The sequence below is a fragment of the uncultured Helicobacter sp. genome (assembly GCF_949282165.1).
Classification (GTDB): Bacteria; Campylobacterota; Campylobacteria; order Campylobacterales; family Helicobacteraceae; genus Helicobacter_F.
This window is the reverse complement of sequence record NZ_CASDOV010000006.1, coordinates 13,088-26,586: the sequence shown is the minus strand read 5'-3', so window position 1 is coordinate 26,586 and position 13,499 is coordinate 13,088. Positions and strand designations below refer to the sequence as shown.

Sequence of the window (13,499 nt, the reverse complement as noted above, 5' to 3'; positions counted from 1 at the left end):
CTGCCTAACGCTCTATGGCGACTACGCCACTGCGGATGACTTCTTTGGGCTTGTATTGCTCTAGGGCGCAGAGGAAGCTATCGATACGAGCGGGCTCATCGGTGGCGGTGATGATGATATGCTTATCGGTCGCATCGGCGATGAGTCCGTTGTAGGATTCACACAGGGCTTTAATATCGGCGAGAGGCTGCTTGATAGGGAGTTTGATAAGCACCATTTCTTTTTGCAAAAGCGTATCGCTCTCCACGACGCTTAGCACGGGTATGAGCTTGTGGAGTTGCTTGACAATTTGCTCAAAGACTTTGGCATTGCCCTTTGTGGTAATTGTGATATAGGAGAGATCGGTATTTGGCAGGGGCGCGACGCATAGGGTTTCGATATTATACCCCCTACCGGCAAAAAGCCCCGATATGCGCGCTAGCACGCTATGTTCGTTGATAACTGTTACACAAATTGTTCGTTTGGATTCCATCATTTCGCCTTTTTAAACAAAATCATTTCATTAAGCGCGCCGCCCGCTGGCACCATAGGCAGCACATCCTCGTATCTGTCGATAATCACTTCCAAAAAGCACACTTTTTGAGAATCTATGCACGCTTGCAGAGCCTTGGCAAAGTCGGCTTTGTCCTTGACTATCACGCCATAGCCGCCAAAAGATTCTATAAGCTTGATAAAGTCTGGCTGCAGGCTCAAATCGGTGTGTGAGAATCTATGATCGTAAAAAAAGCTCTGCCACTGACGCACCATACCTAGGTAGTTGTTATTTAAGATGATATTTATCACAGGGATTTGGGACTCCACACAAGTCATCAGCTCTTGGATATTCATAAGAATGCTGCCATCGCCGCTGATATTGAGCACATAGCGGGGTGTGAGCCCTCCCTCACGCATAGCACAATACGCGCCCATCGCCGCAGGTAGCCCAAAGCCCATCGTCCCAAGCCCGCCGCTTGTGAGGAATTGACGCGGAAAGCTAAAGGGATAAAACTGCGCCGCCCACATCTGGTGCTGCCCCACATCGGTGGCTATGAGTGCCCTCTCTCCTAGCATCTCGCCTAGCTTTTGGATAACCCATTGGGGCTTTATCACTTCATCGCTATCTTCATAAAGCAGTGGGTTTTCTTGAGCGCAGAGGGCGAGCTTTTCTTTCCAAGATTCTATCTTTGTCGTATCATAGGAGTGCAAGCTAGCGATGAGCTCCTCTAGGACATTTTTCACATCGCCCACTATGGGAAAATCCACATCGACGATTTTGCCAATGGAGCTAGGATCTATATCGATATGCGCGATTTTGGCGTTTTGGGCAAAGGCGCTAAGCCTGCCTGTGACGCGATCGTCAAAGCGCACGCCAATGCCAATAAGCAGATCGCACTCACTCATCGCGATATTTGCTGCGTAAGTGCCGTGCATTCCCACCATACCGAGCAAAAACGGATTGTCATAGCCCAAAACCCCGCGCGCCATAAGGGTTTCAACCGCTGGAATCTGCGTCTGTGCCACGAGCGTGCGCAAAAGATCGCTCGCATCGCTTAGCACCGCGCCCCCGCCGAGGTAAAAGAGAGGCTTTTTGGCAGTATGGAGTGCTTGAGTGAGCTTGGCGATTTGCCGCGCGTTGCCTTTAGTCGTGGGCTTGTAAGTGCGCAGCGTGATAGAATCTGGATAGACAAACTCCCCCAAAGTCCCGCTAATGTCTTTGGGCAAGTCAATGAGCACGGGTCCGGGACGCCCCGTGCGCGCGATATAAAAAGCTTCTTTTAAGATTCTAGGGAGCTCTTTTATGTCTTTGACTAGGTAGTTGTGCTTGGTGCAGGGGCGCGAGATCCCCACTGCGTCGATTTCTTGGAATGCGTCTGTGCCGATTTGTGTGATGGGGACTTGTCCGCTGATGACTACTAAAGGGATAGAATCCATATAAGCTGTGGCGATGCCCGTGATGGCGTTGGTAAAGCCCGGACCGCTCGTGATGATAGCCACGCCCACCTCGCCACTAGCGCGCGCATAGCCATCGGCGGCGTGGATGGCGGCTTGCTCGTGGCGCGTGAGGATATGGCGGAAGTGTGTTTGCTTATAAATCTCATCATAGATATGCAGCACTGCCCCGCCCGGGTAGCCAAAGATCACTTTGACGCCTTCTAGTGCTAGAGATTCTATTAGCATTTGCGAACCTGTAAGTTTCTTGCTCATCGTGTTGATTCCTTAGAGAATGTGATTTGGTAGCGGGCTAGATTATAGCAAAAGATGGGGGAATTTTCTACTATTTTTTTGATGTGTGGGTGTGGCGTGGGCTTGGTGTGGTAATTGTGTAGTGGTGTGTGTGAGTATGATAGCCTGCATTGAGGCAGCGGCGGTGATGAGCTTTGCCCTGCTTGGCACAAGGTATTTATGGCTTGATATTGTGGGATTTGTGCTTATTCTCTTTGCCGTGTTTTTTAACGCAAGATCAAGGCGGTAGCAAGCCTCTAGGCGTTATAGTTTTTGCGATATACCACACAATATTACTTATATCATAGCCCATTTTCCCACAGACTCTTCAGTAAGGTGATATAGTGAGGTTGATTCTTGGCTAGGACTTTGAAAGATTCTAGCATAGCACACAAATCCTCTTTATCAAGTCCATAGAGTTTAGCAATCTGTATATCAAGCCTAGCCCTTAGCGTATCATACGCCTTTTGTGTGCTTGGAATCTGTGCTTTATCAATCCCAAAGGCACTTTGCAACTCCTTAAAATGCCCCGCCTTATCATTATAAAGCTGCAAAAGTAAAGCCGTGGTATAGATCTCTTTATAGCTGGCATTAGATTCTAGCTCCTCATCACTTGGCTGTGGCAGTGGAATTCTCACAATATAAGTTTTATTTAAATGGATTTGCACCATACCTCTAGCGATATAATCTACGACTAGAGAATTACAAATACCTAGAGCAAACAAAATCCTTTTATAACTCATGCTTTGTGCCGTAACAGCATTTTTAGAATCTAAAACATATTTTTTAGGGATACTCGCCCATAAAGTATTGCCACAACCTACATTTTTTGGTATTAATGAAAAAATAGCCGTGCGTTCATCGGTATCCCTTGCCACATCTCTAAACCCCAGTCTAAAAAACTCCCTATCATAGCGGATGATAGAATCTTCTAGCTCTTCTTTTGTCATTTTAGATTCTTTGCCCTCTAGCATAGATTCTAATAGTCTCTCGTATTCCTTGCTATTTAGTCCCAAGTCTTGCTTTAATCGGTGGATTTCCTTGCTTCTTAGCCTCTTATCAAAGGCTTTAGAATCTAAGAAATATTTAGCCTCGCTAAACTCGGCACAAAACTGATGTATCATCTTGCCCTCATAGAGCGGCAAAAGCCCATCGCTATAAGATTCTCTAAATAAATCCTTATCCGTGGTCATATTGAGATCTTGTTTAAAATCCAACCATTCAAGACTAAGAGGTGCGTAAGCCTTGTAACATTTGGCTAAAATCGCTAAATCTTTAGCATCTCTCACTTCTTGCAAAGCAAGCTGCTTTGGGCTTAGAGCCCTTATGTCTTGCAGGCTTGTGTAGAGAATATTTTTGGGGTCATAGGCAGATTCTATATCTGTCTTATAAAACATCGTTTTTATGGTGTGAGGAGTATTATCTGATTCTATAAGAGAAGTGTTTAGCACCTGCATAAGAGCAAATTTATAGCGTGAATCCACATCTCTAAAAATCCCCTCACGATTCTCAAAACCATAAAAAAACATAAGTTTTTTGTTCTCTAAGATTTCCTTGCGTAAGGCATAGCTACCCTCCTCTAGCATTAAGGCACTTGGTAGAACATAGTTGAGGCTAGCATCTTTGCTTAAAAGCCATAGATTGCGTTCCACAAAAAGACGAAAAAGATTTATATCCTTGCCACCATGATTTAGTGGATATTTCTTTTTATAAAAAATATTTAATGATTCTATAAAGCCCTCTTGTTCTTTGTATTGGGCTTGTATATAAGATTTTGCAAGATAATTGCTTTGTATTTCTTGCTTTTTACTATTTAGTAAAGTGCGGTAGTTGCTCACAAACTGTGGGAAAAGTCATTATCACTGAATTCTGATTTATCCCACGGTGGATTGCCCACAATGACATCAAAGCCCACAAATGCACCCTCCTCTACAATCTCGGGAAACTCTATCTCGTAATTAAAAAAGCGGTATTTGCGGTTTAAGGATTCTATAAGCCATCTAGCCTGCGTTACATCGTTTTCTTTGCTTTCTGTTAGAACTTGGAGTTTGTCTGTTTGTAGATTTAGGAGAATCTGCTTTTCTTGGGGGTTTGCAAAATGCTTGGCATTTTCGTAGTTTAGATAGAGATTAAGCTTCTTTAGTGTGGGGAGAATCTCCTCATTATAAAGCCTCTTGCTCTCTTTGATGTCAGATTCGGTATTGTCTTTGAGAGAATCTAGCTTATAAAAGACTTCTTGCAAGACATTAAAAGCAGAATCTAAATCCCGCAAGAAAAGGCTTTGTTTGCTTGACTCTAGGGTGTTTTGCTTAAACTCTGCTATGCTGCTACCCACAAGGGCATTGCCACATTTGATATGATGCTCTAGGAAACTTAGAGGCGTGCCAAAGATAAAGCTATCTATCCACAGGGCAAGTTTGGTTAGCTCAACACTAAAGGGATTGACATCCACTCCATAAATCACGCGTTTGAGCAAAAGTCGCTTGAGAATATCACTCTCATCGATTTTGTAGTCTGGAATGAATTGTGCGACATTTTGCGTGATAGAATCCTTTTGGCTTTCATAGAGGGCTTTAAAACTAGGAAAAGATTCAAAGTTCTCTAAGACGATTTTTGTAATGGCATTTAGGGATTCTATGAGGAAATGCCCACTCCCACAGGCATTATCCAAAATCTTAAAATGCAGCAGAGTGGAGTCCTTTAGCCTTTTCTCTAGGGCTTCTTGCAGGGCAGATTGGCAGAGGAATTTGGTAATAGATTCTGGCGTGTAGAAACTTGCTGTGCTTTTTCTTGAGTTACTCGTGTTTTTGAGGTAGATTTCTCCTTTTTTGTAGCTTTGAGCTTTGTGAATCTGCAAGGCTTTATCATTAGCGATGTGTGCGTAGTCATAGCTATCAAAGTAGCCCTCTATGCTTTTGCTCTCTTGTTTTTTAGCCCTTTTGGGTGTGTATTCTAGGTAGAAAATATCTTCACTAGCTATCTCAAAAAAGTAGGAGAGCAGCCCCTCATAAATCGTGCCAAGATGGGCGATGCTTAGGGTGCGATAATCGCGTCTGTAAAGATTCAAGCCGTCTTTGAAGTAGAAAAGGGATTCTAAAATATCTATGAGTTCTTGGTCGTTAAAAATCTTTGGTAGGCTAAGTAGCGGGGTCTTGGTGCTATCAAATAGCCCGCCATTAAAGATTGGCATATCATAGTTTGGCTTGCCCTCATTGTAGATTCTAAAAATATCTTCTAGTTTGCCTATGCCTATAAAGCTTTTCTCTTTGGTTTTAGAATCTTGCAGCTCTTTTAGGAGGGTTTGGAGGCTCATTCTTGCTTTAAAGCAAGAATGCTGCTCTAAAACCTCATCGAATTTATCCTCAAAATAGGCGATAAAAAGCAGGCGAAAGGTAAAATACAGGGTGTTTTCATAGATGGCATTGAGATGTGCTTTTTGGTCTTTTTCAGGATTTTGCGTTTTTTCTTGCGTTGTGCTGCTGTGGGGTGAAGATTGAGATTTGTAGCTCATCTTAGCCCTATACAGACAAGCTCCGATTTTCTCAAATACAGAATCCTTGCCATTAATACCATAGATAAGCGAACGCAAATCCTCCTCTATGAGGGTTTTAGATTCTGTATTTTTCTCTAGGCTGTGTTCTATTGTTGCTTTATTTTGTGAATCTTGTGAGAAATTCTTTGCGTGAAAGATATGATAGAAGTAGTTAAAGGCTTGGAGTTGCTCTGCGCCCTCACTAGAGAGTTGCAAGATGGCTTCTACATCCACTTCATAAAAAATTTTTGTGCTACTAAGCTTTGAGTTGTCATAAAATCGCCAAATGCGTCCGTTGGTTAAGATTCCATAGTCTTTTTTGAGATTTGAGAGATAACGCAGGATTTGAAAGTGTGGGTTGTCTTTGATTTTTTTTATTATCTATTTCTACTTTGTAGGCTTTAGATTCTGCGATGACACTAAAATGCTCGTTATTTGCCGTGCGTTGCTCTTTTGGGATTTGCAAATAGGTATTTTTAGAATCTTGATTTGTGAAAAGCAAAAAATCTGGCTTTTCTAGCTTACCTTGAATGATTTTCTCCTCTTGTCTTATAAAGCTCCAACCTAGAATCTCTAATACTTCGCTAATGAAATCATCTTCAAACTGGTGTTCATTTTGGCTTATAAATTTTTCTTTATTATATATAGCTTTTATGGAATCTAGGGCTTTTTTAGCTTGGTCTTTATTGCCCTCAAAGTCATAAATTTGTGGGAAATCAACTTCTAATGTGTAGCTGGTGAAAAGATTATTGCGTAAAAAGCGAAAAGCGTGTGACATTGGGATTCCTTAGAGCGTTAAAATATCTGATAGTATTTTAACATTTTTGATATTGTATGCTAATTGATTTATCGTCGTATTTTTGCCCTAAAAGTAGCTCTATCTTTAAAAACTCAGAAATATTTTTAATAGTCCCTATAGCTATAAAATTATACTCTGTATCTGTTTCTATGTCTTTTGGTATAAAATGTTTGGGGATATAAATATTGAACTTTTGTTTATTTTTAGCAAAAATTTTCAAGAAAGCATAGTGTTTCTTATCTTGAATTATCTCCTCAACACTTAGCTTAACTCTTCCGTAGAAAATACAAATACAAGCCAAATCTTTTTCGTTGATAGCTATATTAAAGCTTTTTCTTTTTATCGCTTGTATTTCCTTTGTTTCTTGTGATTTTTGTGTTTTTATGAGCATTGGATTATGCTCTACATTATTGCTTGAGGTATTTTCATTTCTTGTGTGTTGTGCTACGCAAAGATAGCGCATCATAGAATTAAGCTTATTTTCTATTTGCTCACTAGTTAGATTTGTAAAATATTTGATTATTGTTTTATTAGAAGCTACACTGTAGCTATAGGAGCAGCCTTGAGTGTGTGTGGAATTTTGTTTTGTTCGCAAATGAGGAGTCTTATTTGTATTACTTACAAATGATAGTTCAGCACTATGACAATCTGGACAAAACATTTCATTTTGATAGTATAAGTGGTTGTTATTTATATCCATAATACTTACTATGCGATTTTCACGCCTAAAGAAAAACTCATCATATTTTAAGTCTCTACTCATTTATTATTTCCTCATCGTAGCTTTAGTATTTATTTTAAAGCGTATGGTAGCTGAAAGTCCTAAATCATTAAGAAATGATATTCTTATACATCTTTTCTGTAAGCCACAATCTTATACTCCACATCATTTTCCTCTAAAAACTTTTTTACCATAATCTAGATTCTCACAGCTAGTTATGAAAACTCGCCTTATATTCTTTTTAGCAAATATTTTTTGGTTTTTTCTAAATACGCCGTGTAATCGCCACAAGAATATACATAAATGGCAGGATTATTAAATAGCGATTCTTAAATATTCTTGCCTAACCTGCGAGTATTCCTAATTTTTACACTTAAAAAGCCACATTAACACACTATCTCATCAATAATTTCTTTTACGCTACTCTTTTTGTATTTTTCAAAGCCTATAAATTCCCCCACATTTTTATTATAATAAAAAAGATAAGTTTGAATCTTTTTACCTCTATATAAAAATTCCTTATCCTTAAATATCGCTTCAAAGCCTTTTATTTTATCTCTTGGGTTTGCCTCTATTTTAAGCCCCTTTGGGTCTATGAAAATGATTGTATATTCTCCATTTTCTTTACTTTTAAACCAAAATATGAAGTCTGGATAAAACTTTCTTTCGCTTTGTGCCTCATTATCAAAATATGGGATATAAATAGTATCGATATTTTCTACAAGTTTAGAAAAGCACCATTCGTATTTAATAAGTTCTTTAGAATCTCTTTGCAAAAACTCCTCTAAATCTTGTAAAAATTCCCTTTCACTCTCCTCATTTATTGCAAAATTAATCCCAGAATCTCTATCGTTTTTACTATAAATAATAAGCGGATTATAGTAATGCTCTCTTAGTTTTGCACTGATTTGATAAGAATCAATAATCCTACTTTGTTTTTTGGCTTCAGATTCTAAAATAGCTGGGATATATTCCTCTGCTACTCCCTCTTTTTGCAAATCCTCTCTTGTTTTTAAGGCTTTATGTGCATTGAGAGTTTTTATAATCCCATTTATCTCATTTGCGAAACTTTCTCCCAAAGTGGTTTTAAAGCTTTGATAATGATTGATTTCATCGCTTAAATCTACAAATTCTTTAAGCTCTCTGTTTCTAACATTTAAGATTCTATGAATATGGCTAAAAGTCTTATTTTTATCAAATTCTTGAAAATCCCCGTATTGGATAATTCTCTCGCTTTTATCGTCTAAAAAATCTTTAATTTCTCTTAATGTTTCATAGCTACATTCTTTACTTATCACGCATTTACTAAGGGCTAAAATATCCTCATCATAGCTTTGCACATAAGCCCTTAGTGCCTCTGCCTCATCTATACCGATTTTATATCTTCTCTCTTTAGATTCTGTATTTTTATACTTTGGAGTAGGAAGAGGGCTTAGAGTATTTGTCTTTTTAAAGCCTTTTAGTGGATATTGAGTGATGAAGCTTTCAATCTCTTCTAAAATATATTTAATAGCCTCATTATCGCTCGCTAAGATAAACAAAGTCTCTAGCCCACAAGCAAGATTATTTAAAGTCTGCCTTGTGTTATACTCATACATCTCACAATATCGCATTCTCTTTCGCACATTAGAAAAAGGCTCGATTCTAACACCTCTACCGATAGTTTGCAAAACATATTTTTTAGCATTTTTGCTGCCAATGTTGATAAAATAGATAAGATTCACGCGGTTGCTATCCCACCCTTCGCTAAAGACTTTACTTCCAAGCATAATATTAATGCTTGAATCGCCCTCATTGATATGTTTAAAATAACTCTTTTGCAAATCCTTAAAGCTCTCTACTCCAAGCTCTAATAAATGCTCTTTCTCCCATTTTTTAGCCTCTGCGATATTAAGTAGCATAAAAGACTCATTGGCATTCTTACTTTTAAAAGCTAACTCTTTTTCATTTGCCCTAAAGCACTCTAGGTGTGAGGGCTCACTCGCATAAAAGATATTTTCCCTCACATTTTTAGAATCTGTATTTTTCACATATTCTAACAACTCATCGCTTAAGACATCTTTTGCAAAATACAGCTCTTGATTTTTTAGTTTTTCATAAAGATTCTTGGCTATCTCTTGTATATCTTTATCTTCTTTTAGAATCTGTAATATCGCTTTAAAATACAGCTTTATCCCAGCATCTTGGGTATTGACCTTATCAGATACGGCGATGATTAGGGGATTATGATATTGTATATTTGAGATACCAAAGTCCCTAGCCTTACGCAATAACTCCTTTTTACTTTGTTTGATAGCACTAAAAAGTATAAAGCCCTCGATGATTCGTATTATCCGTTCACTCTCATCACTCTCTTTACTAAAAGATTTGAGATGAGAATCTAGCACAGCGATATTTTTGCCATATCCATCATTATTAAACTTTTCTAAATTATAATTAAAAGCACAAGTAAGAAAATCTAGCTCATCGCTAAAAGTCGCTGAAAAATTAAAAATAAAGCCCCTAGAGTAGCCATTATAAGAGTAGCCCTCATACTCCCTAAGCTTATCCCCGCAAGCTATCTCATTGATGTAATATTTTCTAATAGATTCTTTGCTATCGCCTCTGTGGGCTTCATCTAGCAGGATATACCAGCCCTCATTGTTGCAGTAATTTTTATAATCAAGTCTTTTGGCACTTTTATCTTTGCCCACATTTTGTGCGCAATCTAGCAAATCGCTCCTTGCAATAAAAACAGTAGTCTCTCCAAACAAACCACCCTGTGTTGCACTCTCATATTCTCTAAGCTCTTTGAGGGTGATGAAATCTGTATTGTGATTATTGTATTTTGCTACATTGTCTTTAAATTGTGCTAAAATCGTATCATTTGGAGCAAGTAGCATTATGGGCTTATTTGGAATCTTTTTCTCTCTCACTGCCTTACCCAAGAGTGAGAGTAGCTTTATCATCACTATGCTTTTGCCACTGCCTGTCGCCATCCAAAAGGACGCACGGTTAATCTCCTCTTTTTCTAGCTTACAATCTTTGTATTGTTCTTTATAGATTCTATAAAGCTTTTCGCCTCTAGTTTTTATATAATCAGAATCTTTATAACACATATATAAGTCTAAGGCTATAAGGGCATTTTGCAAACTTGCTATTTGATAATCTTGCAAAGCAATATCCGCACTAAAGCTTTTTAAATCATAGTTTTCATAGCTTTCTTTATATTGCACTCTTTTGTTGTTGCATATTTCACTTAAAAGCAAATGTTTTTTTATACTTGTGTGCTTTGGCATTATCTATCCTTTAGAGCCTTGTAGGTTTTTTCTAGCATTTTTTCATCTTCTAAATCAGCTTTGATTCTTGTTTCTTCTTTTCTCTTTTTATCAAAAATTTCATATCTTTGCCTTACGACTTGCTCCATTTTTTCATTGGAAATGCTACCATTGCCCTTTAATATATCCTTGCCTTGAAAGGTAAGCAAACTATCTACATTTTCTTTCCAAAAATCCATAGTCAAAACTTTATTGTCCCTTACTCTAAGCTCTGCTGATTCCAAAAAGACATTGACAAGCCTATTTAAATTATCTAACTCATCTTTAGAAAGATAGTTTTTAGCGATGATAATATCGCCCTTTCGCACCTTAGTCCCTTTCCAAGAAGTAAGCCCCATATTTGGCTTATTAGGATTAGCCCTATTGCAGATAATTTCAGCCGCAGTTTGTTTGGTAATGGCATATAAAAGCTTGTTTTGCGTATTGGCAAAAAACATTTGTGTAGCCTTATCACTAGAATCATAATCTACACACAAAGCAAATAAATCTCTTATCTTTTGATAAAACCTTTTCTCACTAGCTCGTATATCTCGTATTTGCTCTAACAGCTCATCAAAATAATCTGTTCTACCATTTGAATTTTTAAGCCTATCGCTATCGATGATAAAGCCTTTTTGTAGATAGCTCTTTAAGTGTTCATTAGCCCAGATTCTAAACTGCACTCCCCTTTTACTTCGCACTCTAAAGCCAATGGCTAAAATCATCTCTAAAGAATAAAATTTTACTTTATATCGTTTGTTATCTTTAGCAGTTGTCAAGTATTCCTTGACAACTGAATCTGCATTTAATTCGCCTTCTTTAAGGATATTTGCGATATGCAAACTTACATTTTGCTTTGAGGTGTCAAAAAGTTTTGCGATTAAATCCTGTGTGAGATACACACTCTCACCAAACTCATATAACTCGACTTTAATTTTTTTATCTTGCGTGGTGTAGAGGATTAGGTTATTTTGCATTATTGATTACTTCCAAAAAACTCATATCCATCTATATCACATTTTCCATTATCATCTACTTCTGTTTTACATTGAATTAGGTTATCCTCTGATGAATATGTAGGTCTTTTTTGTGACATAGAAGCGGGATAAAGAATAAGACTTTTTGCATTTTCTATGGCTGTATTAAAATCAATATTTTTACTGTATTTATGCAAATAACTTTTATAAAGATATTCAAAAAATATTTTAGAGCTTTCTATTTGTCGTTTAGCCTTTTCTCTAGTTTCCCTAGTGTTGCTAGATTTTATTTCACAAAAAAATATTTTTAAATCTCTATTTTTTGTTAAGAGTACAATAAAATCACAAGATTCTATTCTATTTTCATTGTTACCAAATAAATTTGTGATTGGAGGACAATTCTTAATGTCCTGTTGAATAATTAAAACGTTATCTCTTTGGGCAAACTTGAAAGTGATTTCCTGTATTACACTTTCTTCTTCTTGTTCTTTAACAACAAGATGTATACCTTTTTGCATAGCTTTCAGACTACCATGCAAACAATTTTTAAAATCTTGCAACTCCCTATTTGTCATCTTGTTTCCTATACATTTCTTCAAAAATCAAGCCTTGATTTTCATTCTGCCATTCAATGGCTTCATCAAAAGTCTCCATAAAAATACCTTGCTTCTGTGTTATATTCACTTTTTCTAAAGTATTTTTTCCTTTAATATTTTTTGCTACATATGCTTTAATCTTGTCGCTATTTAATTTATATTCTTTGCAATAACCCCTATTTTTAAGCTTTTGTATTGCTTGGTCTGTTAGATTACTAAGCATGATACAATTACTCAATTCTCTCACAATATAATCACTATGAGTGGTGATAAAAATTTTAATCTCCGCATTTGCTAGTAGTGCAAAAAGTCTTGCCAGCAGAATCTGATTTTTAGGATGCAAGTTAAGCTCTGGCTCATCTATCATCAAAATATCGCCTTTTTGAGCTTGGTGTAAAATATAAAAATATAACATCAATAAAGATCTAGCTGAACTTGAAGCTACTTCAATATTGAAAAATTTTTTACTACCTTTTGGCTGAAATAAAATACCATAATCTGTAGCTTTATACTTTCCACCCACAATATTTCCTAATAAATTCAGGATATTTTTATATCTTTCTTTGTCTTTCTTAAACATACTTTCTAATTTTGTTTTTTGTTGTATATCTCTTATAAAATTTATATTGTCTCTTACGGGTTTTGGATAAAGCTGATTTTTTTCTTCTAATTTTTTTTGAAACTCAAATAAATCAACATCTTCTTCTTTTAGCATTTTTTGCATAGCTTCTAATTTTGCTATTTTAATAAAATCTAATTCATCTTGAAAAATAGAAGCCCCTGTTCTTTCAACACTTAAAATAAAATTTTTTATAAAAATATAACTTAATAAAGAATCAAGAAATATAATCAAATATTCATCAAATTCAAGTTCATTTAAATCAAAAAAACCAATACCATCATCGTATACTATATGCTTAACCTTTATCCTACGTTTTTGACTTAAATTCAAATCTTCTAGGTATTGTTTTATAGACTTTTTCACGCTTTCTAAAGATATTTGAATAGTTGCTTTAAAATCCGCATTTTCAAAATCCTCATTTTTCCCAGCTAAAATTTTTACAAGTATACGATCACGATATAATCTCGTTTTGTTGCTTATATGGTTTTCTAGTTTATCTTTAATATCGACATATGTTAATTTTCTTTCTCGTTTATTTTTAATATTCTCTTCTTCTAGTTTGTCAGTATCAAAAAGCTTTCTTCTTCTAATAAACAATCCTTCTCTAGCCAATCTCATAAAATCCAAATAACCATATAAACTATAAGTTGCATAAGTTTTTCCAGTATTATTTTCACCGCAAATTAAAGTAATATCGCCTATTTCAAATTCAGCTTCATCAAGCATTCCTATATTTTTTAGTTGAATTTTCATT

General features: G+C 36.5%; 11 protein-coding genes. 1 reads left to right on the top strand and 10 read right to left on the bottom strand.

The genetic code is table 11. From position 1 onward, the window contains the following. Nucleotides 1-4: 4 nt before the first annotated feature. The gene (ilvN, locus tag ACH2BK_RS04610; protein WP_395002273.1) at nt 5-472 is read right to left on the bottom strand and encodes an acetolactate synthase small subunit; all 468 of its coding nucleotides are present in this window, start codon (nt 470-472) and stop codon (nt 5-7) included. Then, nucleotides 472-2,184 carry an acetolactate synthase large subunit gene (locus ACH2BK_RS04605; protein ID WP_395002272.1) on the bottom strand — a complete coding sequence of 571 codons (1,713 nt, stop codon included), beginning with the start codon at nt 2,182-2,184 and terminating at the stop codon, nt 472-474. Before ACH2BK_RS04605 ends, ilvN begins: the two co-directional genes overlap by 1 nt. A 91-nt stretch (nt 2,185-2,275) precedes the next feature. On the opposite strand from ACH2BK_RS04605, the gene ACH2BK_RS04600 reads away from it, so the two are divergent. Then, nucleotides 2,276-2,452, top strand: coding sequence for a hypothetical protein (locus tag ACH2BK_RS04600; RefSeq protein ID WP_395002271.1), 177 nt, complete (start codon nt 2,276-2,278; stop codon nt 2,450-2,452). A gap of 52 nt (nt 2,453-2,504) precedes the next feature. On the opposite strand, the gene ACH2BK_RS04595 is transcribed toward ACH2BK_RS04600, so the two are convergent. The 8 genes from ACH2BK_RS04595 to ACH2BK_RS04560 all read right to left on the bottom strand — a co-directional run bounded on the left by ACH2BK_RS04595 (nt 2,505) and on the right by ACH2BK_RS04560 (nt 13,498). Then, nucleotides 2,505-4,040, bottom strand: coding sequence for an Eco57I restriction-modification methylase domain-containing protein (locus tag ACH2BK_RS04595; protein ID WP_395002270.1), 1,536 nt, complete (start codon nt 4,038-4,040; stop codon nt 2,505-2,507). After that, nucleotides 4,037-5,950: an Eco57I restriction-modification methylase domain-containing protein gene (locus ACH2BK_RS04590; RefSeq protein ID WP_395002269.1), complete on the bottom strand. Its 1,914-nt coding sequence runs from the start codon at nt 5,948-5,950 to the stop codon at nt 4,037-4,039. The genes ACH2BK_RS04595 and ACH2BK_RS04590 overlap by 4 nt, the downstream gene beginning before the upstream one ends. A 55-nt stretch (nt 5,951-6,005) precedes the next feature. Beyond that, nucleotides 6,006-6,512 (bottom strand): hypothetical protein, encoded by a 507-nt coding sequence (locus tag ACH2BK_RS04585; RefSeq protein WP_395002268.1) that lies wholly within the window; start codon nt 6,510-6,512, stop codon nt 6,006-6,008. A 37-nt stretch (nt 6,513-6,549) separates the two neighbouring features. After that, nucleotides 6,550-7,296: a hypothetical protein gene (locus ACH2BK_RS04580; RefSeq protein WP_395002267.1), complete on the bottom strand. Its 747-nt coding sequence runs from the start codon at nt 7,294-7,296 to the stop codon at nt 6,550-6,552. A gap of 344 nt (nt 7,297-7,640) precedes the next feature. Then, nucleotides 7,641-10,532 carry a DEAD/DEAH box helicase family protein gene (locus tag ACH2BK_RS04575; protein WP_395002266.1) on the bottom strand — a complete coding sequence of 964 codons (2,892 nt, stop codon included), beginning with the start codon at nt 10,530-10,532 and terminating at the stop codon, nt 7,641-7,643. Beyond that, nucleotides 10,532-11,527, bottom strand: coding sequence for a virulence RhuM family protein (locus ACH2BK_RS04570; RefSeq protein ID WP_395002265.1), 996 nt, complete (start codon nt 11,525-11,527; stop codon nt 10,532-10,534). The genes ACH2BK_RS04575 and ACH2BK_RS04570 overlap by 1 nt, the downstream gene beginning before the upstream one ends. After that, complete coding sequence (locus ACH2BK_RS04565) at nt 11,527-12,102, bottom strand: hypothetical protein (protein ID WP_395002264.1); 576 nt, start codon at nt 12,100-12,102, stop codon at nt 11,527-11,529. The genes ACH2BK_RS04570 and ACH2BK_RS04565 overlap by 1 nt, the downstream gene beginning before the upstream one ends. Then, complete coding sequence (locus tag ACH2BK_RS04560; protein ID WP_395002263.1) at nt 12,092-13,498, bottom strand: AAA family ATPase; 1,407 nt, start codon at nt 13,496-13,498, stop codon at nt 12,092-12,094. Before ACH2BK_RS04560 ends, ACH2BK_RS04565 begins: the two co-directional genes overlap by 11 nt. Nucleotide 13,499: the final 1 nt, after the last annotated feature.

Excerpts from the sequence above, each read along its gene's own strand:
- ACH2BK_RS04605 (WP_395002272.1), bottom strand. The coding sequence starts at position 2,184 with ATGAGCAAGAAACTTACAGGTTCGCAAATGCTAATAGAATCTCTAGCA.
- ACH2BK_RS04585 (WP_395002268.1), bottom strand. The coding sequence starts at position 6,512 with ATGTCACACGCTTTTCGCTTTTTACGCAATAATCTTTTCACCAGCTAC.
- ACH2BK_RS04560 (WP_395002263.1), bottom strand. The coding sequence starts at position 13,498 with ATGAAAATTCAACTAAAAAATATAGGAATGCTTGATGAAGCTGAATTT.
- ACH2BK_RS04570 (WP_395002265.1), bottom strand. The coding sequence starts at position 11,527 with ATGCAAAATAACCTAATCCTCTACACCACGCAAGATAAAAAAATTAAA.
- ilvN (WP_395002273.1), bottom strand. The coding sequence starts at position 472 with ATGGAATCCAAACGAACAATTTGTGTAACAGTTATCAACGAACATAGC.
- ACH2BK_RS04565 (WP_395002264.1), bottom strand. The coding sequence starts at position 12,102 with ATGACAAATAGGGAGTTGCAAGATTTTAAAAATTGTTTGCATGGTAGT.
- ACH2BK_RS04580 (WP_395002267.1), bottom strand. The coding sequence starts at position 7,296 with ATGAGTAGAGACTTAAAATATGATGAGTTTTTCTTTAGGCGTGAAAAT.
- ACH2BK_RS04575 (WP_395002266.1), bottom strand. The coding sequence starts at position 10,532 with ATGCCAAAGCACACAAGTATAAAAAAACATTTGCTTTTAAGTGAAATA.